Source organism: Yoonia vestfoldensis, assembly GCF_002158905.1.
Classification (GTDB): Bacteria; Pseudomonadota; Alphaproteobacteria; order Rhodobacterales; family Rhodobacteraceae; genus Yoonia; species Yoonia vestfoldensis_B.
The window spans coordinates 3,133,842-3,154,569 of sequence record NZ_CP021431.1; the positions used below are offsets into that span (position 1 = coordinate 3,133,842).

General features: G+C 57.1%; 18 protein-coding genes and 2 pseudogenes. 12 read left to right on the forward strand and 8 right to left on the reverse strand.

Annotated features, from left to right (window positions below; all coding sequences use genetic code 11):
• Positions 1-37: 37 nt before the first annotated feature.
• Together LOKVESSMR4R_RS15700 and LOKVESSMR4R_RS15705 are read left to right on the forward strand one after the other, a co-directional pair.
• Positions 38-706 carry an AAA family ATPase gene (locus LOKVESSMR4R_RS15700; RefSeq protein WP_087210450.1) on the forward strand — a complete coding sequence of 223 codons (669 nt, stop codon included), beginning with the start codon at positions 38-40 and terminating at the stop codon, positions 704-706.
• Positions 706-1,554 (forward strand): HNH endonuclease, encoded by an 849-nt coding sequence (locus tag LOKVESSMR4R_RS15705; RefSeq protein WP_087210453.1) that lies wholly within the window; start codon positions 706-708, stop codon positions 1,552-1,554. The genes LOKVESSMR4R_RS15700 and LOKVESSMR4R_RS15705 overlap by 1 nt, the downstream gene beginning before the upstream one ends.
• 334 nt (positions 1,555-1,888) lie before the next feature.
• On the opposite strand, the gene LOKVESSMR4R_RS15710 is transcribed toward LOKVESSMR4R_RS15705, so the two are convergent.
• Positions 1,889-3,268, reverse strand: a complete 1,380-nt coding sequence (locus LOKVESSMR4R_RS15710; RefSeq protein WP_087210457.1) for an exodeoxyribonuclease I — start codon at positions 3,266-3,268, stop codon at positions 1,889-1,891.
• 140 nt (positions 3,269-3,408) lie between these two features.
• On the opposite strand from LOKVESSMR4R_RS15710, the gene LOKVESSMR4R_RS15715 reads away from it, so the two are divergent.
• Positions 3,409-4,662, forward strand: a complete 1,254-nt coding sequence (locus tag LOKVESSMR4R_RS15715; RefSeq protein WP_237331818.1) for a Fic family protein — start codon at positions 3,409-3,411, stop codon at positions 4,660-4,662.
• Positions 4,663-4,771: 109 nt separating this feature from the next.
• Here LOKVESSMR4R_RS15715 and LOKVESSMR4R_RS20275 read toward each other — a convergent pair.
• The 7 genes and pseudogenes from LOKVESSMR4R_RS20275 to LOKVESSMR4R_RS15745 all read right to left on the reverse strand — a co-directional run.
• Positions 4,772-5,014, reverse strand: a pseudogene (locus tag LOKVESSMR4R_RS20275) (hypothetical protein); the annotation flags it as partial.
• Positions 5,015-5,043: 29 nt separating this feature from the next.
• On the reverse strand, positions 5,044-6,534 hold the full coding sequence (gene tnpC / locus LOKVESSMR4R_RS15720) for an IS66 family transposase (RefSeq protein ID WP_420645907.1): 1,491 nt from the start codon (positions 6,532-6,534) through the stop codon (positions 5,044-5,046).
• A 123-nt stretch (positions 6,535-6,657) separates the two neighbouring features.
• Positions 6,658-7,011 (reverse strand): IS66 family insertion sequence element accessory protein TnpB, encoded by a 354-nt coding sequence (tnpB, locus tag LOKVESSMR4R_RS15725; protein ID WP_087206430.1) that lies wholly within the window; start codon positions 7,009-7,011, stop codon positions 6,658-6,660.
• A complete protein-coding gene (gene tnpA / locus LOKVESSMR4R_RS15730) occupies positions 7,008-7,439 on the reverse strand; it encodes an IS66-like element accessory protein TnpA (protein WP_087206431.1) in 432 nt (143 codons plus the stop codon). Before tnpA ends, tnpB begins: the two co-directional genes overlap by 4 nt.
• 84 nt (positions 7,440-7,523) lie before the next feature.
• Positions 7,524-8,012, reverse strand: a pseudogene (locus tag LOKVESSMR4R_RS15740) (hypothetical protein); the annotation flags it as partial.
• 851 nt (positions 8,013-8,863) lie between these two features.
• A complete protein-coding gene (locus tag LOKVESSMR4R_RS20280) occupies positions 8,864-9,172 on the reverse strand; it encodes a hypothetical protein (RefSeq protein ID WP_157898251.1) in 309 nt (102 codons plus the stop codon).
• Entirely contained in the window at positions 9,163-10,302 is a 1,140-nt protein-coding gene (locus LOKVESSMR4R_RS15745; protein ID WP_087210460.1) for an ROK family transcriptional regulator, read from the reverse strand. Before LOKVESSMR4R_RS15745 ends, LOKVESSMR4R_RS20280 begins: the two co-directional genes overlap by 10 nt.
• Before the next feature lie 170 nt (positions 10,303-10,472).
• Here LOKVESSMR4R_RS15745 and LOKVESSMR4R_RS15750 point away from each other — a divergent pair, with 170 nt between their 5' ends.
• Genes LOKVESSMR4R_RS15750 through nagA form a run of 9 tightly spaced genes read left to right on the forward strand, consistent with a single transcriptional unit; the run spans position 10,473 to position 20,611 of the window.
• The gene (locus LOKVESSMR4R_RS15750; protein WP_087210463.1) at positions 10,473-11,453 is read left to right on the forward strand and encodes an extracellular solute-binding protein; all 981 of its coding nucleotides are present in this window, start codon (positions 10,473-10,475) and stop codon (positions 11,451-11,453) included.
• Positions 11,454-11,513: 60 nt separating this feature from the next.
• On the forward strand, positions 11,514-12,596 hold the full coding sequence (locus LOKVESSMR4R_RS15755; protein ID WP_087210466.1) for an ABC transporter ATP-binding protein: 1,083 nt from the start codon (positions 11,514-11,516) through the stop codon (positions 12,594-12,596).
• A gap of 23 nt (positions 12,597-12,619) precedes the next feature.
• Positions 12,620-14,254 (forward strand): ABC transporter permease, encoded by a 1,635-nt coding sequence (locus LOKVESSMR4R_RS15760; RefSeq protein WP_237331819.1) that lies wholly within the window; start codon positions 12,620-12,622, stop codon positions 14,252-14,254.
• Between the two features lie 9 nt (positions 14,255-14,263).
• The gene (locus LOKVESSMR4R_RS15765; protein ID WP_087210472.1) at positions 14,264-15,232 is read left to right on the forward strand and encodes a protein phosphatase 2C domain-containing protein; all 969 of its coding nucleotides are present in this window, start codon (positions 14,264-14,266) and stop codon (positions 15,230-15,232) included.
• Between the two features lie 56 nt (positions 15,233-15,288).
• Entirely contained in the window at positions 15,289-16,290 is a 1,002-nt protein-coding gene (locus LOKVESSMR4R_RS15770) for an SIS domain-containing protein (protein WP_087210475.1), read from the forward strand.
• Complete coding sequence (locus LOKVESSMR4R_RS15775; protein ID WP_087210478.1) at positions 16,287-17,342, forward strand: SIS domain-containing protein; 1,056 nt, start codon at positions 16,287-16,289, stop codon at positions 17,340-17,342. The genes LOKVESSMR4R_RS15770 and LOKVESSMR4R_RS15775 overlap by 4 nt, the downstream gene beginning before the upstream one ends.
• Positions 17,339-18,244, forward strand: coding sequence for an ROK family protein (locus LOKVESSMR4R_RS15780; RefSeq protein ID WP_087210482.1), 906 nt, complete (start codon positions 17,339-17,341; stop codon positions 18,242-18,244). Before LOKVESSMR4R_RS15775 ends, LOKVESSMR4R_RS15780 begins: the two co-directional genes overlap by 4 nt.
• Positions 18,237-19,466, forward strand: a complete 1,230-nt coding sequence (locus LOKVESSMR4R_RS15785) for a class II D-tagatose-bisphosphate aldolase non-catalytic subunit (RefSeq protein WP_087210485.1) — start codon at positions 18,237-18,239, stop codon at positions 19,464-19,466. The genes LOKVESSMR4R_RS15780 and LOKVESSMR4R_RS15785 overlap by 8 nt, the downstream gene beginning before the upstream one ends.
• The gene (gene nagA / locus LOKVESSMR4R_RS15790) at positions 19,463-20,611 is read left to right on the forward strand and encodes an N-acetylglucosamine-6-phosphate deacetylase (RefSeq protein WP_087210488.1); all 1,149 of its coding nucleotides are present in this window, start codon (positions 19,463-19,465) and stop codon (positions 20,609-20,611) included. Before LOKVESSMR4R_RS15785 ends, nagA begins: the two co-directional genes overlap by 4 nt.
• The last annotated feature ends 117 nt before the right edge of the window (positions 20,612-20,728 follow it).

Here is a 20,728-nt window from a genome sequence, read left to right on the forward strand (position 1 = left end):
TCAACCGATTGAGCCATTAGGGCTTGACCGTCAAGAGTTGGCAATCCTGAAAACAAGTGAAGATCTGACAACAGAATTTGTTGCAAGCGTCGCCCGCATTCAAAAACAGGACCGCGCCACACTATTCAACAAGGTTTGTGCCATCCTCGCGTCGGACGCCTCGTTTGCGGACTTGGGTGACAATCCTGGTACTTCGATCATGGCATCCCCAGGACAGTGGTTCAGCAACTGGAGCACCGGGCACAAGATCGTAATGCACGCCACGGCTTCGATTGTCGCGAACACTGAGCCGAAGTCGATCGTCCTAATGGACGAACCCGAGAGCCATCTCCATCCCCCGCTGCTCGCGGCCTTCATGCACGCTGTCAGACACATCCTGCGCCACCACGACGCCTTCGCTGTTGTCGCCACTCATTCCCCAGTCGTTGTCCAAGAAAGTTTGAGACGCCATATCTCGGTCGTCCGGAAGTCAGACGCCGAAACTCATATCTCGCGCCCCAAGATCGAGACCTATGGCGAGAGCATTGGAGAGATCACCAACGAGATCTTCGGGCTGAACGCCGATGCAACCGACTTTCACACAGTGCTAAAGCGCCTTGTTAGCCTCGGTATGACGCTCGAGGCGATCGAGAGCCTGTTCGATCAAGGACTGAGCCTGCAGGCCCGGGCCTACGTCATGACGGAAATCGCGCGGAGGCAGAGCTGATGTGGGTATTGGAGACCCAATTGTGTGATGCCGTCCACGACGACTTGAGACGCGCTTTGACTCTCGTCAATGGCACGCCTGTTTATGCATTGAGTGCGGAGGAGTGGACGGCAATCGAAGCTGTTTACAGACTTTATGACGACCTTGGCGGTCAGCCTGATACTGCGCTGCGGCCCGCCGCCCTCGATGCCGCAAGACCAAGCCTTTACGAAGCCTATAATCAAGTTCAGATCGGCGGGCGCTTGGCCGACTTGCGGGCGCATCTTCTCGCCTCAACGAACTCTTGCCCCTACTGCGGCTTCGGCGAACCGAAGGATCTCGACCACTACCTGCCCCGCAGTGTCTACGGCGAGCTCGCAATCTATCCCAACAATCTCGTACCGAGCTGTGGGCCGTGCAACAATGCCAAACGCGCTGTTGTGCCGGGAATTGGGCCAGGACCCGGCTTAATTCATCCCTACTTCCAAGAACTCCCAGAAGCTGATTTCTTGACCGCCGAAATCACTTTCGAGGATGGATCGCTCGACGTATCCTTCGCTATCGATTATGAACCAATCAATCCCGACCTGGCGGCAAAGCTTCAGTTTCAGCTTGAACGACTTAAGCTCAATCAGCGTTACCCTGCACAGATTAACAAGTTCATTAACGAACAGTGCATATCGATCCTGATGCTGCGCGAACTGGGTGCCGAATTAGTCGCCACGTGGCTGCGTCGCAACGCCGTTTCGCTCGCAGATAGCTTTCACCGGAACGATTGGCGTGTCGCGTTAATGCGAGCCTTGGCCGAGGTGCCCGAATTTTGTGCCAATCCCGCAGCCTATCTTGGCGACTATGTCCGAGCTGCTTGACCGTCGCCCCCCCAAGTTAGTTCGGTTTGCTCAGGATCTATCTGATTTCATATCGCATGCTCGAACTGATTTTTTTGTGCCGAGCTTTCAGGTTCGGACTGCATCGTCGAATGAAGGTCCGCTCCTGCCACCGGTCGGGGACGCGCTCGCTGTTGCGGCGAACTTGCGCGTCCCGCCCAACCTACCAGATACTGCCAGTGCAAAGCCACCGTAACCCATCCCAATTGCCCCCCCTTCTCCCCACAGTTCGGCATTCGTGCGGTGGAATTTTCTTTTTCCGCCGATCAACCGAGGCGAGATATCGCGCCCCGAATACTGTAAGTGTTTTGGGTTCCTACGCACCACCTGCGCACCGCGCACACAGAAATGACGCAATCGCGTCGAGCTCATTCGGCTCTGCAGCACCGGCAGCACGCAAGTCGCCTACTGCGGCCTTCGCTTTTTCGAAGGTCATCCATTCCGGTTCAGGGACGTCAGGCGCCGACCACTTATCACGCAGATAGGCTTTGAAAAGCGCCGTCTCTTCCTCGGTCAACAGCTCCGGACTGTAAAACGCCACTAACCGCCGACCGAGTTGACGCAGGCGAGGATCTGAAAGGCTCGCCACGACTTCCTGGCGCCGCGGCCAGGTCGCGCGCTGGAATTCCTGCAAGAGTTGTTTGTCAGCGCTGGAGTAGAATTCCCCATAGATTTGTCGCTCAACCGGCTTGGGCGGGGCGTCGGGATCTTCGACGAAGCGAGCGGCCATTGCCGCGCCTACGCGCTGACGAAACTCAGGCGCGTTGGCGATGACCGTCGCCCGGCGCAGATGCTCCGCGCTGGGCGCTGCGTGTTCGAGGAGCGCGGGTGCCTTATTTGTGGACACGCCCCTAATGATCTTCGGGGTGCCGTCTACTGCCGCAAAGATCGCTGCATCCGAGGCTTCGAGAAAATCGGCTGGGTCTGCGGCATCCAGATCGAAAAACGCGGCCTGCGCGCTGTTGCCGTGAGAGTATCCACAGAAACAGCCCACGTAGGAGCGCGGCTCACCGCCGCCAAAGCGCGTGACCAGCTCATAGGGCCGGAAGCTTTCTAGCTTTGCCTGCACACGCGCCTTATGAGCGTTGTCGATCAATTCAGACCAAAGCGCTGGGCTACGCGTTGCGATTAGCCGTGCAATGTGGATGGTCGCCTCGACATCCCCCAGGGCATCATGCGCGTTGTGGGCATTGAAGCCATTTGCAGGCGCTAGCCGGTCAAGCTTGAAACTCCGCCGGCCAGTGCCATCGGTTGGCCAGACGAGTAGATCCGGGTGTCGGGCATAAGCGGCATAGACAGCAGGCAAAATGTCAAAGCGCGTGTTGCCATTGAACTGCGTGGCGTAAATGTTCGGCGACAGGTTCTGGTAGAAGGTCTGCCGCAGCACCTCCTCGTCGAACTTTATCGTGTTGTAGCCCACCCAGATCGCCGGCGCCCATCGCTCGGTGAACTGGGTCACCTGCTGCGAAAACTCAAAGAGCGACGGCAGGTTTGGGTCAGTCAACTGATCAGGGGTGACGCGGGTCACAACCAACGCTTGCGGTGAAGGCAAAATATGAGGCGCCAACCGACAGCGGATGTCGACCCGATCCTTTTCCACGAAATTCTCATCCGTCCAGATCGCGGCGAACTGCAGCGGCTGGTCGAACTCGGGAGAGATCCCCGTGGTTTCAAGATCGTAAAAGACAAAATCCATGAGATTTTCCTACACTGTAATATTATGCAAATCCATCTTCCGGCACAGCGGGGCAAACGCGACGGTTGCCTTAGCCCCATGGTGATCTGAAGGCGGGTTGGAGGCCAATTGCCCTATTTGCTTGTCGCAAAGACGCTTTGATGGCAGCCAACAAGCGCCAAAACACGTTGATGGCAACATGTGCCCAAAATCCGTTGCCAATAGGATTTGATGTGACTAGGGTGCCATCAAACAACGTTGATGACAATTTGAGGCAAAAAATGGCCATCAAAGCATACGATCTGGCAGATGCAGTGAGCTATCATGAGGGCGCGTTTCCGCCCAAGTCACTGGATTACGAACGCCTGCTTGGCCCTCTGGAAGAGGCTGCAGCTTCCCTGGCACGATATGACGCCAAAATATCGGGCATGGTGAATGGCGAGCTGTTCCTCGCTCCATTGCGCCGCCAGGACGCGGTGACCTCGTCGCGGATGGAGGGCACCATCTCGACGATTGAGGACCTCTATCGCCTGGAGGCAGAGGAAGATTCCGGAAGCACGGACCTCTATCGCGATGCCCGTCACGACGACATTGAGACTTACCTCTATTCGCGCGCCCTCCGAAGCGCGCAAGATGCCCTTGCCGAAGGTATGCCCCTTGGGGAACACCTGATCCGGTCTGCGCACCAGCAACTGCTCTCCGCCGGGCGTGGCGCTAGAAAGCGTCCAGGCAGCTATAAGATCGAGCAGAACTACATCGGGGATGAGCGCCGCGGGAAGATTTATTATGTCCCCATCGCCCCCGAGCAGCTTGAGCCTGCGATGGCGGCTTTGGTGCAGTTCATCAATACGAGCGAAACGCGCCCACTCATCCGCACGGCTCTCGCACATGTTGAATTTGAAGCGCTTCACCCGTTCGAGGATGGCAATGGCCGGATCGGGCGCATGCTAATCACGCTGATGCTCTGGCGACTAGGTGTGCTCAGCCAGCCCAACTTCTTCGTCTCCGGCTACTTTGAGACCCACAAGGACGAATATGTCGAGCGGATGCGGGCCGTGTCTGCAGAGGGCGACTGGACTGGTTGGGTGATATTCTTCCTGCAGGCCATGCATGAGCAGGCCACGGTGAATATCCAGACGGCCGATGCGATTTTTAAGCTGCATAGCGGAATGCGCGAGCGCTTCCGTGAGGTGCTGAACTCACAATTTCATGATCAAGCACTGGACTTCGTGTTCGCAAGCCCGGTGTTTCGCAATGATCGGTTCGTGGAGAGATCGGGCATCCCAGCGACCACCGCGCGCTTGCTATCGCGACGCCTTGTCGATGCCGGCCTTCTAAGAACGCTTCAGCCCGCAGCGGGGCGGAGAGCTGCCCTTTATGCCTTCGACCCCTTGCTGGATCTCCTAAGGGTGTGAAGCCGCACTGCAAACAATCACGGTTCGGTCCGTTCTGTTCTCAATAGCGCCTTCACGTCGCGAATGGCGGGTGGTCCGTCAGTAGGTGCACCGAATGGAGTATTGCCGATTATTGTACGGGCGTCTGCTGCAGCATCTCATCGGTATCGAGCTTGAGTGCGCTGCGCCAAAGCGGTGTCTTGAAAACATGACAGTCACGCTTGCCTGTGCCCTCGTCCCGAGTCTCCATCAACAATCCTGCCCATTCAAGGGGCCGAAGCACGCATGATGAGAACGCGCCCATGGCCCGCCATCCGGCGGTGTGCCAATCCTCTGGCTCGCCGTAGAAGGCTTGGTACAAAGCCGCCTCAGTGTAAGCGTTCTCAGGAGAGCACTGTCGGTTCAGCTTGACGGCTTGAAGTTCCACGGGAGCAGATCATCGAGGCGGCTTTGCGGGTGGCCATTAGCGATCGCTGTGAGGGTTGCTTTGAGATAGGCGAAGGGCTCGACGTCGTTGATCTTGCAGGTCTCGATCAGTGAGGCGATGCGACCCCAAGCGATGCCACCTTCGTCATGACCGGCGAAGAGCGCGTTCTTGCGATTGAGAGCAATGGGGCGGATCAGGTTTTCGACGCGGTTGTTGTCAATCTCGACGCGGCCATCGGCCAAGAAGGTCTGCAGCCCATCCCAGTGATTATGGATGTAAGTCAGCTTTTCACCCAACCGGGATTTAGCGGAGATCTTGCGGCGTTGGGCCTGCAGCCAATCGCCGAAGGCCGCGACCAGTGGAGCACTGCGGGTCTGGCGGGCCGACAATCGCTGGCTGGGAGAGATGCCACGGATATCGGCTTCGACAGCATAGATCTCGGCGATGCGGCGCAGGCCCTCGGCGGCGATCTGTGATCCATCGCGGTCGAAGACTTCCTTCAGCTTGCGGCGCGCGTGCGCCCAGCAATGGGCCACCTGAATGGGATCGCCGCCCTTGCGGGTCGGCTTGGTCAGCCGGTTGTAGCCCTGGTATCCGTCGATCTGCAGGATGCCGTCAAAACCTATCAGGAATGTTTCGGCATTCTCGCCCGCCCGACCGGGTGCATAGAAGTAGACCACACCGGGCGGGTCCTCACCGCCCCATGGCCGGTCATCGCGGGCAAGAGCCCAGAGATAGCCGGTTTTGGTCCTTCCGCGACCCGGATCCAGCACCGGGGCGGTGGTTTCGTCCATGAACAGCTTGTCTGATCGTTTCAGGTGTTCACCCAGCCGGTCGACGACGGGCTTGAGGTGGAATGCCGCCTTACCCACCCAATCGGCCAGCACAGCGCGGTGCAGATCGAGGCCTGCCCGCGCCAGGATCTGGCTCTGGCGATACAACGGCAGATGGTCGGCATATTTGCTGACCAGCACATGGGCGAGCGTCGCTTCTGTCGGCAACCCGCCCATGATTAGGTGGCAGGGCGCCGGTGCCTGGGTCACGCCGTTTGTGCAGGTCCGGCAGGCATATTTCGGGCGCACGGTGACAATCACACGCAACTGCGCTGGCACGATATCCAGCCGCTCGCTGCGGTCTTCACCGATCTTGTGCATGACGCCACAGCCACAAGGGCAGATCAGGCTGGCGGGTTCGATAATCTCTTCGATGCGCGGCAATGTGGCCGGTAGATTGCCGATGGTCCGCTTTGGCCCGGGCCTGGTTGCCGTCTTGCTATCTGCCTTGGCGGCAAGATGTTCCTTCTGCACCTCGACCTCGGCCAACGCGATGGACAGATCCTCAAACGCCAGCTGCCGTTCATCCTCGGTCAGCTTTTCCGACCGCTTCCCATGCAGGGCATGGTTCAACTCGGCAATCAGATGCTGTTGGCGTTGGGTAATATCCTGAAGTGCGGCGATCGTTTCCATCAAGGTCGCAACCACCGCGCGCTGCGCGGCAGGGATGGTGGAAAGGTCAATGACAGGCGTATCAATCATAGCCCGAGACTACGATTAAACCCCAGTAAAATCACGCAAAAACATATGGTTGATTCATTCTGCCGCAGCAGGTGGGCGCATCTCCAGCGCCTTGACCTTACGCCAGTCCAGACCGGCAAACAGGGCCTCAAACTGGGCGTGGTTCAGCGCCATCACCCCGTCTTTGATCGCAGGCCAGGTGAAGGTCATGTCTTCCAACCGCTTGTAGGCCATCACCAATCCGGTGCCATCCCAATACAAAAGCTTCAGCCGATCCGCCCGGCGCGACCGGAACACAAACACCGTGCCGGTGAACGGATCCTTACGCAGCACCGACGACACGATTGCCGCCAGACCATCATGACCTTTCCTGAAGTCCACAGGTTGCGTCGAGACCAGAACCCGCACGCGGTTTGACGGGAACATCATGGCCGCGCCCCGATTGCCCGCACGATCTCGGCAATCCGGTCAGAACTGGTGGTGCCATCGACCCGGATTGTCACACGACCTATCGCAATCTCGATGGGTTTACAGGACAACCCGTCAGGCTTTGTGAGCTGCCCGGCGACAGCCGGCACATCCGCACCGCCGCCACCATCCGACACGACGATCGGTGCAAAACAGAAGCTGTCATCTTCAACCGCAGGCAAAACCAACCGGCCGTCACGTGCCCGACTACGCCATTCCGATAAATGGTTCGCCCGCAGCCCATACCGCGCCGCAACTTCATTCACGCTCACACCTGGCTGCAAGCTCTCAGCAACGATCCGCGCCTTTATCTCTTCCGGCCAGCGTCGCTGTCCGTTGGTCCTTATGTCCACCCCGTAATCCCGGAGAAACTCCAACGTAGTCGCCATCGCGAAACTCCTGCACTGATCTCCATCGCACATGGAATCGCAGGTCAGACAATCTGTTGGAAGGTGAGGGCCAGCGACCGCTTACGCCTCAGTGGTTCCATGGTCAGCCTCGACGTTGATGACATTCATCCAGACATCCCATTTCCCAAACGGCCGATCGTCAAAACGGGCATAGGACGCGTGATCGATGCGGAGAACGAAGTACGGGATCAGCTCGGCAAACAAGCGCCCTGGCGATCGGGCCAGCTCAGCACCCTTCTTCGTCAACCGAAACGCCCCCTTATAATGCCGTCCGAGGCGTAACGAGATTAGCAGGAAGTGCAGAACCTCAAGTGGTGGGAATTCGTACTCATTAACGACCTTGTTGTAGCGGAACATTTCTTCGGCGCTTTTTCCTGGCCAATCGAAGTGCTCCACGGCCCAGTGGACGAAGACGCGCTTAAACGCCTTGGTTTGGGTGAGGCCGATCGATCCGTGTTCTTGGGCATATTGCAGCGTCAAAAATGCGCCCCGCAGCAGCGGCGAACGCATTAAATCTGGATGATCATCAGGGAGCGGACGGAATTCAATCATCCGCAAGTGATGCCACGAGCACAACGGCGATGCCAAGAGGCCCGTGTGTGCAGGCCCAAACGATACCGCTGAACATCCGTGCTAGGCGCCCAATGGAAAAGGCGGATCTAGCCGACGATCCTTGATAGACTAGTCGTGCTGCGCGGAGATTATCTGATCTAATATCCGCAGAATTTGCGGACATTAAACTGCGGGCGGCAATGGACGCACAAGCTGGCGACTAGTTCTGTGACGCAAGTGGTTACGATTACCGCCTTCAGCTGGCCGAGCCAATCCGTTTCAATGCAGCCGAACATCATCGATCACCGCCGTGTGCAGCTGATTATCACTGATTACGGCTTTTCGGGGGGTGCGACTCGCCAAACGTTGACATGGCGTTGACATGAAACAAACGCATAAAGCCCGACTGATTATGTCAGGTTCTAAGCTTTTGTTTTATCTGTTTTATTTGGTTGCGGGAGTAGGATTTGAACCTACGACCTTCAGGTTATGAGCCTACAACCGCAGGATTCTCGAAACCTAATAAAAACAGGCACTTATCCTGTAAGTGTTTGTTTTCCAAAATCTCCGTACCGCACATTCAGCCGCACTCACGCGCATTCGCAAGCAAAGCCAACGCGAAACAAGCATTCGCGCGTTGATGTGGCGTTGATGTAAGCTAATGGTTTCTAGAGCTAATCACCATCGCTTTCGGCCCAAACCTGCCATTGGCCACCACCTCAAAATGCTGCGGTGCGGCCCGTCATTGCGGCCATTCGCGCATCACGCAGCATTTTTGAGGGTCAAACGTCGGTCAGCGGACAAAGCGGACCTGTGCAAGCGGAGATTTTGCTAACGCAGAATATCTTCCATCATAATGCGCGTACTCCCCAAGCTGGACCTGAAGTCGTCAGTCTGGTTAGGTCATAATTATTTTCCGCAAATTGCTTGAACCAGGAACAGTTAGGCTTCACCGAGCCTTGCTGATGGGTGCCGACATTGTTATTTTCTCGCGTCATCGGGCCCAGGGCGTTCATGGCCTTTTCGAGCTGGAATGACAGGCCGCCGACAAATTGCACATCCCCCCGGCCAGGTTCAGCAACCCGGTTTATTGTTTGATGATCTTGCGGGTGGAACCCAACATAGCGTTTTCCATGTTTAATGGTTTGGTTTACAGCCACTTTACAGCGTGACCGGCATAGGTTGCAGGATTCATCAAATGATGGAGCGGCAAAGCGGCTGCACCAAGCTGTGGAAGATTGTCGCGCGCGGCTCGCAAAAGACGTGGCGGCGTTGTGACAAAGTCTTCGCCCAATCGAGGTGCCCCGCGAATAAAATCTAGAAACCCTTCAATGAGCTGGGGGTGCAGGGTGCCACCAATAACGATAGCTTCTGGTGCATATGTTCGGGCAATCACAAGGCAAAGCCACTGCAACTGCTTCGCCGCACGGTCACGCCATTCGGTGACCACGGCCATCTCCAAGTGGTGATCTGCGATATCGCTTAGCTTGTCGATTGCCACCCCCGCGGCGGTAAGGGTATCGAGCAAGTCCTGTCCCGAAGGGCGCGGCTGTGATTTGGGAAACAACCCGCCCCATTCTGCCGCACCGTTGTTTCGCCCGAAGTAGGGATGCTGATCCACCACCGCGGCGCCGCCAATGCCATAGGACAGCCAAATATGGCAGAAGTTGCGCATGCCAGTGCAGGCCCCATGATAAAGCTCGGCTAGACAGGCCGCCTTGGCGTCATTCATGTGATGCACCGGCATCCCGAAATAGGGACGCAGATCACGTGTCACGTTTACCGCTGGCCAGTCCTGGAATTGGCGAATGCGCATCACCCGCGTCGGGTCTTCGCTATATTGCCCCGGATAGCTTACGCCACACCCCGCGACGCGCCACCCAGCAAGACCAAGCGCCTGCACCTGCCGCCTGACACTCTCGCCTGCGATCGTCATCATAGCGACAAAGGATCGGTCAGGCACTGCGACTGATTCGCTCGACAATACCGTTCCTGTCAGGTCGGACAGACAGGTCATGATCCGGTCCGGATCCACATAAACGCCTGCGGTGATTACGGCTCCGGGTTCGATGCAGAGCAGTTTTGCCGGATAGCCTTTTTGGCCCTCACGCGACGGATCAGATGTCTCGCAGAGCATCCCATCCCTGATAAGACTGCCCGTAAGGCGCGTCACCGTAGATGGTGTAATATCAAGCAATCGCGCGATTTCTGCCCGCGATTGTGGGCCGCGCTCCCGCAAAATCGCGAGGATGCGGCGAGCGTTGTAACTCAGTCTGAAGTGTTCGGTCATGGCTGGCCCTGCTACGTCTGTACTATCTCCTATCATGTCATCGCTGATGAAGGGACCTGTAAATTTCACTTGACTTAGGTTATATTATGGAATGCAATATATTAAGAACGACAAAAGTCGCAAATCCTGCTCGGATATGAACCGACGGCAGATTTCAACCTGGAGGAACCATGAAAAACTTGTTTAAAAGCACTGCCCTCGCGACCACGCTGGCCGTGACAGCCACACTAGCCTACGCCGAAACGGTCACGGTTTATACCGCCGTGCCACAGAACTTCATTGACGCACTGGTCCCGATGTACGAGGCCGAGACTGGCAACACGGTCGACATCATCAAAGCCGGTTCTGGCGAATTGCTAAACCGTCTGACCGCTGAAGCGGGTGCGCCATCTGCCGATGTGCTGTGGAGCGTTGACGGCACCGTCATCGACTTTAACCCCGACCTGTTTGAGGCTTATGACGCCGCAGGCTCGGACATGCTTGCAGACGGTATGAACCAAAGCGAGATGTGGACACCCTTTACCGCAGTGGTCATGGCGTTCATCGTCAACGAAGAAAAACTGGGCGGATTGCCTGTTCCCGACAGCTGGGCGGCCCTTGCTGATCCGCAATACGACGAGATGATTTCCTCGGCGCGAGCTGATGGGTCAGGTTCGGCCTACATCCAGTTAGCGACCGTCCTTCAGGCCTTTGACAGCGAAGACACAGGCTGGGAAGTTTACGAAGGCATGCTGGGCAACTTTGTCCTGTCCGAAAGTTCGGGTGCCGTGCCGCGTTTTGTCAACGACGGTGAATTGGCTATCGGTGTCACACTTGAAGACGCAGCCCTGCGTTATGTCGAAGGCGGCGGGCCCGTGCAGATTGTTTATCCCGCCGAAGGCACGGCGATTGCACCTGATGCGATGGCACTTGTGGCGGGCGCTCCCAACGGTGATGGCGGCAAGTCATTCCTTGACTTCATGCTGTCAGAGGCAGCGCAAACCGTTGTCGCTGAACAGGGCCGCCGCCCTGTACGTTCCGACGTTGCATCAAACCCCGCCCTCGTGGCCTTGGCTGACGTGAATTCGGTAGGATATGATGCTGCGTGGGCCGCTGACAATCGCGATCGACTTGTCGAAGCTTGGGGCGAAATGGTTCTGGACGTTCAGTAACCAAGCCCCATCGCGGGCTGCGCCTCCGCAGCCCGCAACCCATTTTCAGGAGACATCGGGATGGCCTCGGTCGAGATTACAGGGCTGCGCAAGCTCTATGGCGATGTGATGGCGTTGTCGGACATTACGGTGTCGATTCCATCGGGGGCATTCTACACCCTGCTAGGGCCATCCGGTTGTGGCAAGACCACGCTCTTGCGCACGATCGCTGGCTTTCATGCACAGAATTCCGGGCAAATCGCCATTGATGGCACGCCAATCGAGGATATGCCCGCACACAAACGCGATGTGGCGATGGTGTTTCAGGACTACGCGGTGTTTCCACACCTAAGCGTGCGTGACAACGTCGCCTTTGGTTTGAAACAGCGCAAGGTGAACCGGACCGAGATTGCCGCCCGCGTGGCCGAAGTGCTTGATGTGGTGCAACTGGGCCATCTGGCCGACCGTATGCCGCACGAGTTGTCGGGCGGGCAGCAACAGCGCGTCGGTCTTGCCCGCGCGATTGTCGTTCGACCCAAGGTGCTGCTGATGGACGAGCCGCTATCCAACCTTGATGCCAAACTGCGCGTCGATCTGCGGGCCGAGTTGCGGCGTATCCAGCGCGATCTGGGGATCACAACTGTCTATGTCACCCACGACCAAGAAGAAGCCTTGGCCATGTCCGATATCGTATGTGTGATGCATGGTGGCATCATCCAGCAGGCGGCCGCACCTATTGATATCTATCTGCGCCCCGCTAACCGTTTCGTTGCCACCTTTGTCGGCGCAAACAACTTTCTCGCTGTAACGCGGGAAGGTAACACTGCAACGCTCGTGTCTGGCGGCGCAGACATCACGCAGTTGATCCGCCAAGATGGGCCGGTCGTTTGCGCGATGCGGCCCGAAGACGTCCGCATTCTGACCACATCAAGCTCTACGCCCAAAGGTGATATTATTATTCCCGCGCGCATTCGCGAAATCAGCTTCATTGGCCGCGAAATGGAAATTTTCGCCGAGACCGATGCGGGCGAACATATCAAAGCCGTCTCGCGCCCTGATCCCGGGATCGTCGCCCTGCCCGAACACAGTCCGATCACGCTTGCGATCCGCCCTGCGGACCTGTCCTTCTTTATCGACAACGGCGATGGGGCGCGCGTGCCATGAGTGCGCTAAACCGGCTGCGACACATGGATTTCTGGACGGCCATAACCGTACTGATCCTCGCCGTGCTTGGCTTGCTGTTGATCCTGCCTATTTTGCGGGTTCTGACGCTTGGTTTTGTCGATGCCGATACCGGTGGGTTCACGTTTGGCAACTTTGTCGAGGTGTTCACCCGCAATTACTATCTGAACGGATTTAAGAATTCGCTCTATGTGGCGCTTTTAGGAACGCTCGGGGCCTGTTTGATCGGTATTCCGTTGGCGTTCTTTACGGCCAGATTTGTTGTGTTCGGGAAAACCTGGATTTCCACGCTAGCCATTCTGGTCCTTGTCGCGCCGCCCTTTATCGGGGCCTATGCGTGGATCATGATGCTGGGGTCAAACGGCTTCATCACCAACTTCTTTGCCCTGTTCGGGATTAATACGCCAACGATCTACGGCGCACACGGGATCGTTCTGGTTTTCACGCTCAAGTTCTTCCCATTCATCTACCTGATGACTCAAACCTCGCTAAACGGGATGAACAAGTCGTTTGAAGATGCCGCCGAGAACCTTGGCTGCACACCTTGGCAACGGTTCACCAAAATCACGCTGCCGCTGGTGTTTCCTGCGGTCAGCACGGGCGCAATCATTTGCTTTGTATTAGCGATCGCTGATTTTGGCACGCCAGCTATTCTGGGGCGCGGTTTTCGTACGCTTTCGACTATCGCGTTTTCAGCTTATCGCTCCGAACTTGGCGGGTTGCCAACCATGGCGGTCACCGTCTCGATTGTGATGATGGCAATGTCGATGCTGGCACTTTTCGCTCAGCGGCGGATCTTAGCAAAGCGGCGCTATGCCAGCGCGCTGACCAGTCCACCACGAAAGCAACGGATAACGGGGTGGCGAAACGCAGCAATGCACATCTATTGTCACGGCATCGTTTTGATCGCGATGCTGCCCACGCTGGTCGTTGTCCATACCTCGTTTTTGAAAACCAACGGACCGGTGTTTATCGGTGGCTATGGGCTGGAAAGCTATGAACGCATTCTGCGCACCGCCCCCGAAGCGATCACAAACAGCTTTGTTTTCGCCCTCAGCGCGGTGGTGCTGATCACCATCTTTTCGGCCCTGATCAGCTATGTGATCGTGCGGCGGGACACGGCCGCTTCAGGGGCCATCGATTTTCTGATGATGGTTCCCTACCTTGTGCCGGGCGTTGTCATGGCTATCGGTTTTGTTACCACGTTCCGTGGTGGCCCGATGGATGTGATCGGCACGGCGGGTCTGTTGATCCTACTCTATTTCATCCGGCGACTGCCTTATGGCGTGCGCTCGACCACCTCGAGCCTGCGTCAGATCAAGCCGTCGATGGAGGAAGCGGCTGTTAACCTCGGTGCAGCACCTGCGCGGGCGTTTCTGGTTATAACCGTGCCATTGATCCTGCCGGGCCTGATCGTCGGGGCGCTGATGAGCTTTATCACTGCGATCAACGAATTATCGAGCACGCTGATCCTTTATGATGGTGGGACCATCACGATGCCAGTGCAAATTTACCTTGCCGTTTTGGACGGCGAATTTGGCCTCGCTGGTGCTCTCTCCACGGTTCTGTTGCTGTGCACCGGGGCTTGTGTTTATGCGGTCTTCCGGTTCGCGGAAAACCGCGACTCCGCGTTTCTTTAGGGGATTTCAGTGCAGATCGAAGCCGCCTCTATCACCAAGTATCGCAATGGCATCAGGAACGGGGATGATGTGATCCTCACCGTTCCCGGACGTGTCTATGCCGTGTTCGACGGCGCCACGGACGCGCGCGGCACCGTTGTGGACGGTGTGCCCGCAGGCAGGCTTGCCGCCCTCACCGTCGCGCAAGCCACTGCCGAAGTGATGCAAGACTCTGCCAATCGTCGTCTGGCCGCCGAGACTATTTTTGAACGCCTATCGCTCGCCTTGCACAAACGGACTCAAGACGGCGCGTTTGCAATACCACCCTCGACAACGCTCGCCCTCGCACTGGATTGTGGTCGTGAATGGCGGTTCCTCATACTGGGCGACAGCGGCATCCGGCTGAACGGGACGGATGTGCTGCAGCCGACGAAGCTGATTGATAAGGTCTCCACAAGTGCGCGCGTGGCGCTGTTCCAGCATTTGCGCGACCAGTTTGGATCAGATGCGCTCGACGAGGCAGAAATGGCAACCCGTAGGGCGATCTTTCTGGGGCTTGACCAATCCATCGCCGAAAACCGTATCCCCGCCACGCTTGCCGCTGAGATCATTCAACGGGCTACGCAGGCTTGCAACCTTGCCGATCACGCAGATATCGTCGAGAGCTTTCTGAGGAGCGGCATCTGCAAGCAATACCTTTTCGCAAACAGCCAAGGCACCATTTTCAGTTTTGACACGATGAACGGAACGGCCCCTTGCTTGGGTCAGTGGATCGACCGTACCTTTCCGAAAAACGAGATTCAAAGCATCGAGCTTTTCACCGACGGATATCCGACTCCTCCGGAAACCGTCAGCCTTTCCGACTGGCAGGACACATTCATCCGCATGGAAGACCATGACTTTCATATGCTGGGAGATTTCTCCGCCGTAAAAGGCGCAACATCGACCGAACACCACGACGACAGAAGTGTGGTTATCCTGAAAGGACTGAATGGCTGATCTATCTAGAATGCAGATGATTTGACTATCATGAATTCCACTTCCGGAGAGCGAACATGACACAAGAAATCAAGAAACCGGGTAGCCTGATGGCTGCAGAAGCGGCACAATGTCTTGAGGTGTTCCAAAAGGCTGCAGTTCAGGCCGTTTCCGGGCCCATCAATCTCCCGAACGCTATCTATACAATTGCACGCGGATCATCGGACGCTGCGGCCAACATCCTGTCCTATGAATTCATGCGCGAATTGGGCGTACCGATGACGTCTTTGCCGCCTTCCGTCTTTTCTATCGGGAAGGGCGTCGGGCTGAGCGGGGCGGCGATCTTGGTGATCAGCCAATCAGGGGCGAGCCATGACCTTGTTCTTTCAGCCAAAGGTGCCGCGAAAGCCGGCGCCAGAGTGCTGGCCTTAACCAATCAGACAGACAGTGCGGTTCAAGCCGTGGCCGACCTGACCGTGCCAATTGGAGCGGGTCCGGAACTGGCCGTGCCCGCGACAAAATCTGTTGTCGGCGCGATCGCGGCGGGCATGGCTCTCTTGGCGCACATGAAGCCATCCTATCAGCCCAAAGCCCAACGCGCGGTCGAAATATTCGGTCGATTGTCCACGCAGCACCCGCAAACTTCTGTCCTGCAATCGGCATTTTTGCGCGCACGTCATGTTTATGTAATCGGGCGTGATACAGGGTATGGGGCCGCTCATGAAGTCGCACTCAAGCTCAAGGAATGCTGCGCCATTCATGCAGAAGCTTACTCAAGTTCAGAGGTCCTGCATGGGCCTTTGCAGCTGGCGACGAACCCCCTGATGGTTTTGATGCTCGACACCGGACAAGCCGACATTCAAGTCAGTCTGGATCAGGCCGAAGCACGGTTCCGTTCTATTGATTGCGACGTTTACCGCATACGCGTGCCTGATTTGGAGGCGGCAGACGTGTCTCCAGCCGCGGCGGCCGCCGCTTTGCTTGCTGTCATGTATCCAATCATCCTCAATACAGCCCTTGTCTTGGGACTTGATCCCGATAGACCGGAAGCATTGTCGAAAGTCACACAAACAACATGACAAAAGATCTTTTAAAATGGGCGACATGGCGCGAAATCCATAGCCAGCCAGATATTTGGCGCCGCTGGGGGGCCACCCTGGATGTATCCGGTCTGCGCGCCTGGATCGCAGCGCTGGATTTTGACGAGGTCTGGTTTTGTGGCGCGGGCACAAGTGCCTATATCGGTGATATGATTGCCGCATCGGTGAAAGGGACCAGGTCTGTGCCCAGTACCGATCTTGTCGCCGATCCGGCATTTATCTTGCAAGGCGCGCGCCCCTTGGTGGTCAGTTTTGGGCGGTCCGGGAACAGCAGTGAAAGCAAAGGAACGATGCTAGCGCTGGATGCCTTGGCACCTGATGCACCGCGGCTCAGTATCACCTGTAACAAGGATGGTGCGCTCGCCACCATGGTCTCCACCGGGCCAGCAAAGGTCATAGTTTTGCCCGATGCGACACATGATGCAGGCTTTGCGATGACTTCCAGCTTTTCAACGATGTTACTGACGGCTCTCGCACTTTTTGATGCCGAAGCTGATTTTGGCACCCGCTTGAACACCCTTGCGGACCAATTGGAAAACCTGTTGCCTATCTTCGCGCAAGGCGGCGACCGCCCGGACCGCGCGGTCTATGTGGGTGCTGGTCCATTGGCTTTTGCTGCGCGTGAAGCTGCGTTGAAGGCTATGGAACTTTCCGCAGGTCAGATGCCTGCGCTTTGGGATAGTACGCTCGGGTTTCGTCATGGCCCCAAGTCGTTCGTAACCGAAACGACCGCAGTCACCGTCTTTCTCAGCCCCCAAGACCCCACTCACGGGTACGACACCGATCTGGCAGAGGAGTTACGCAAGCAATTTCCTCGGTCAGCGGTCCAAACAATCGGTCCGGGCGGAGATATTGATGTCTCCATGCCATTCGGTGCGGCATGGGCTGCACCGCTTTGTGTCGCCGCAGCCCAGGTCCAAGCTGTTCAGTGGGCCCATTCCCTCGGCCTGAATGTCGACGATCCCTTTTCAGGGCAAGCCACGCTCAGCCGTGTTGTTGCAGACGTCAAATTGTACCCCGTGATGTCATGAGTGCGATCGGGATCGATCTTGGAGGCACAAAAATCGAGACGCAGATCTTCGACGGCACTTGGGCCGTGGTCGGGCGGCGGCGCGATGACACGCCGCGAGACTATAATGCACTGGTCAAGGCTGTTGCAGCGCAAATCAGCTGGGCGGTCGCCCAGACAGGGGTGGGAACGCCCGTCGGGGTCGGCGCGGCCGGTCTTGTCAATCCCGCGAACGGTTTGGCGCTTACGGCCAATCTCGCCGCTACCGGGCACCCCTTCCCCGCGGACATTGCCGATGCCGCCGGCTGTGACATCTCCTATGTGAATGACTGTCGTGCTTTGGCTTTGTCAGAGGCTGTGTTTGGACAAGGGAAGGAATGTCGCACGGTGATGGCACTGATCCTTGGCACGGGCGTTGGCGGCGGAATTGCTGTTGATCGGCGCATTCTGCAGGGACCGACGCGAACCGGGGGGGAGTTTGGACACACCTCTGCGCCTGCGCATCTGATCGCACGCCATAACTTGCCGATCTGGCAATGCGGCTGCGGGCGAATGGGCTGTGTTGAAACCTTTATCGCCGGGCCCGGGCTTGGGCGTCTGGCTAAACACATGACCGGCAGGGACGTTTCGCCACCTGAAATTGCACATGCACGCGATGGCGCGATGGCATCTGTCTGGCAGGTCTGGTGCGACCTGACCGCGGATCTGCTGCGCACGCTTACATTGATAGCAGACCCGGACTTGATCGTTCTCGGGGGGGGACTGACGAAAATCGATGGGATCGTCGATGATCTAACGCAGGCTGCAATTGCGGCACAGCTTTCAGGTTTCACCACGCCCACCATCGTCTTGGCCGAAGGGGGCGATACGAGCGGTGCACGCGGGGCCGCATTTGCAGCATGGCAGGCGCAGCGTCATGACTGAGGTGCTGCGCAATATCATCCGGCGCAATCGTAACGGGGAACGGGTAGCGATCGTGTCAGTCTGTTCCGCCCACCCGGACGTGTTGCGGGCATCATTGGCCATGGCCGAACGGCTTGACCGCCATATCGTGATCGAGGCGACATCAAATCAGGTCAATCAGTATGGCGGATACACGGGAATGGTACCTGCTGATTACATCGGTTTCATCAACACAATAGCGGATGAGGCAGGCGTCACCCGAGAGCGGATCGTCTTTGGCGGTGACCATCTTGGGCCTCAGGCTTGGCGAGCATTGGACGGAGCCAGTGCGATGGCCAAAGCCGAAGCCATGATACGCGATTATGTGACGGCAGGGTTTGGCAAAATCCACCTTGATTGCTCCGAAGGATGCGCGGGAGAAGCGCCACAGCTGGGAGATGGATTGACGGCAGAGCGGTCTGCCCAGCTGGCGCAGATATGTTGTGAGACAGGAGATGATCTTTTGTTCGTGGTTGGCACCGAAGTTCCGCCACCTGGTGGTGCCAGAGTTGATGAAGATAATGATACCCCCCCAACTTCGCCAAGCGCAGCCCGCGACACCTTGGCAGCCCACGACGCTGCATTTGGCAACATGTCGGACCTTATTGGTGGATTGGTCGCTCAACCCGGTGTGGAGTTTAGCTCGACAACCGTTCACCCCTTGCCAATGGAACGCGACCCCCACTTGCGAGAGGCGTTGGTTAACCACCCCCATGTTTGCCTTGAAGCGCATTCGACCGACTATCAGAATCCTGCAGTGTATCCACGATTGGCCGACCTTGGGTTTGCCTTTCAAAAAGTCGGCCCTGCGTTGACCTTTGCCTATCGCGAGGCGCTTTATGCACTTGATCGGTTGCGGCCATCCAAGGGTGCTCTACAGGCCACGATGGAGGCCGTGATGCTGGCTAACCCATCCATGTGGCAAGGGCATTATAGCGGTGATGAAGCGGCACTTTCAGCACAGCGTCATTTCGGGCTGTCCGACCGTATCCGCTATTACTGGCCTACAGCCAAGGCGCAGACTGCGGTGCGCGGTCTTTTGACCGAGTTGGACACTTCGATCCCCGACACCAGGTTGTTGACCGTTTTTGACCAAAGCATTCTAGACCGCGCGGAAGGGCTGCAAGGGGCGCAGGCACAAAGGCTTATCCATGCACAGATAGAATGCGCTCTGGCCCCCTATTTCTTTGAGAAAACAGCATGACAGATATTTGGATTGCACCAGATCAGCTGTTTGATGGCCCGACTTTGCTATCAGGGCAAGCTATTCGCATTGTCAACAACCAGGTCTCTGACATTGCGCCCGCGACCAGCGATGCCCTGCAAATCAAAGGGTGCCTGTCGCCCGGTTTTGTTGATCTTCAGGTCAATGGTGGCGGTGGCGTCATGCTGAACACAACACCGACCAGAGAGGGCATTGCCAAGATCGCCGCAGCTCACCGGCGTTTTGGGACCGTCGCAGTGATGCCAACAGTCATTACCGATGCACCGGACGTGCTGGAAAAAGCTGCTGAGGCTGCAATCTTGTCCCGACATGATGACGGCATTGTCGGTTTGCACATCGAGGGTCCACATATTTCAGTGGCACGTCGGGGCACGCACAACAGTACATTCATTCGCGACTTGGACGGACGGACGATAGGCGTTGTCGCAGGACTGCTTCGCCAAGATGTTGCCGTTATGATCACGTTGGCACCAGAGGCTGCTTCACCGGCTCAAATTGCAACCCTTTCCGACATGGGGGCCATAGTCTCGATTGGCCACACAGATGCCAGCGCGGAAGTGGTTGAGGCCGCAATCGCGGCTGGCGCATCATGCGCAACCCATTTGTTCAATGCAATGTCGCCCATGGCAGGGCGCGCACCGGGCGCTGTTGGTGCAGTCATTAATTCGCAAATGCGGTCCAGCATTATCTGTGATGGCCATCATGTTGATGACCGTATGATTGCTTTGGCCCTGCGGGCACGCCCGTCAGCGGATCTGATGTTCCTTGTGTCCGATGCCATGGCGACGGTGGGCGGCCCCGATCATTTCTGCCTTTACGGGAATGATGTACATCTCGAGCAGGGGCGCCTGATCAACGAATCCGGCAGTCTCGCAGGTGCGCACATCACCCAAGCGCAAGGCGTGGCACGGCTGGTCAATTCTGTGGGGGTTAGCGCCCAAGACGCACTGCGCATGGCCATTACGACCCCGGCCCGGATTATCGGCAAGGACCGTCTTACATCATTGATCGCGCAGGATATTCGCAATCTGATCGTGCTGTCTGGGGACTTCACCGATACCAAACCATTTGCGGATGCCCTTGCGCAAGCCGTGGCACATAATGCCGCTGACTGGTCCCCATAGGTTTGAAATCTGTGTCAAAGCACCCGCCGCAATTTCCACTTCTGTCGGTCGTGCGGATCGTCTCGAATTTTGTAGTTGGCTCTCGACGACACACCAAGGCGGCTTGTATTTTGTCAT

Excerpts from the sequence above, each read along its gene's own strand:
- LOKVESSMR4R_RS15755 (WP_087210466.1), top strand. The coding sequence starts at position 11,514 with ATGGCCTCGGTCGAGATTACAGGGCTGCGCAAGCTCTATGGCGATGTG.
- LOKVESSMR4R_RS15745 (WP_087210460.1), bottom strand. The coding sequence starts at position 10,302 with ATGACCGAACACTTCAGACTGAGTTACAACGCTCGCCGCATCCTCGCG.
- LOKVESSMR4R_RS15760 (WP_237331819.1), top strand. The coding sequence starts at position 12,620 with ATGGATTTCTGGACGGCCATAACCGTACTGATCCTCGCCGTGCTTGGC.
- LOKVESSMR4R_RS15705 (WP_087210453.1), top strand. The coding sequence starts at position 706 with ATGTGGGTATTGGAGACCCAATTGTGTGATGCCGTCCACGACGACTTG.
- LOKVESSMR4R_RS15785 (WP_087210485.1), top strand. The coding sequence starts at position 18,237 with ATGACTGAGGTGCTGCGCAATATCATCCGGCGCAATCGTAACGGGGAA.
- tnpC (WP_420645907.1), bottom strand. The coding sequence starts at position 6,534 with ATGGAAACGATCGCCGCACTTCAGGATATTACCCAACGCCAACAGCAT.
- LOKVESSMR4R_RS15770 (WP_087210475.1), top strand. The coding sequence starts at position 15,289 with ATGACACAAGAAATCAAGAAACCGGGTAGCCTGATGGCTGCAGAAGCG.
- LOKVESSMR4R_RS15715 (WP_237331818.1), top strand. The coding sequence starts at position 3,409 with ATGGCAGCCAACAAGCGCCAAAACACGTTGATGGCAACATGTGCCCAA.
- LOKVESSMR4R_RS15775 (WP_087210478.1), top strand. The coding sequence starts at position 16,287 with ATGACAAAAGATCTTTTAAAATGGGCGACATGGCGCGAAATCCATAGC.
- LOKVESSMR4R_RS15780 (WP_087210482.1), top strand. The coding sequence starts at position 17,339 with ATGAGTGCGATCGGGATCGATCTTGGAGGCACAAAAATCGAGACGCAG.
- nagA (WP_087210488.1), top strand. The coding sequence starts at position 19,463 with ATGACAGATATTTGGATTGCACCAGATCAGCTGTTTGATGGCCCGACT.
- LOKVESSMR4R_RS15710 (WP_087210457.1), bottom strand. The coding sequence starts at position 3,268 with ATGGATTTTGTCTTTTACGATCTTGAAACCACGGGGATCTCTCCCGAG.
- LOKVESSMR4R_RS15750 (WP_087210463.1), top strand. The coding sequence starts at position 10,473 with ATGAAAAACTTGTTTAAAAGCACTGCCCTCGCGACCACGCTGGCCGTG.
- tnpB (WP_087206430.1), bottom strand. The coding sequence starts at position 7,011 with ATGATGTTCCCGTCAAACCGCGTGCGGGTTCTGGTCTCGACGCAACCT.
- tnpA (WP_087206431.1), bottom strand. The coding sequence starts at position 7,439 with ATGGCGACTACGTTGGAGTTTCTCCGGGATTACGGGGTGGACATAAGG.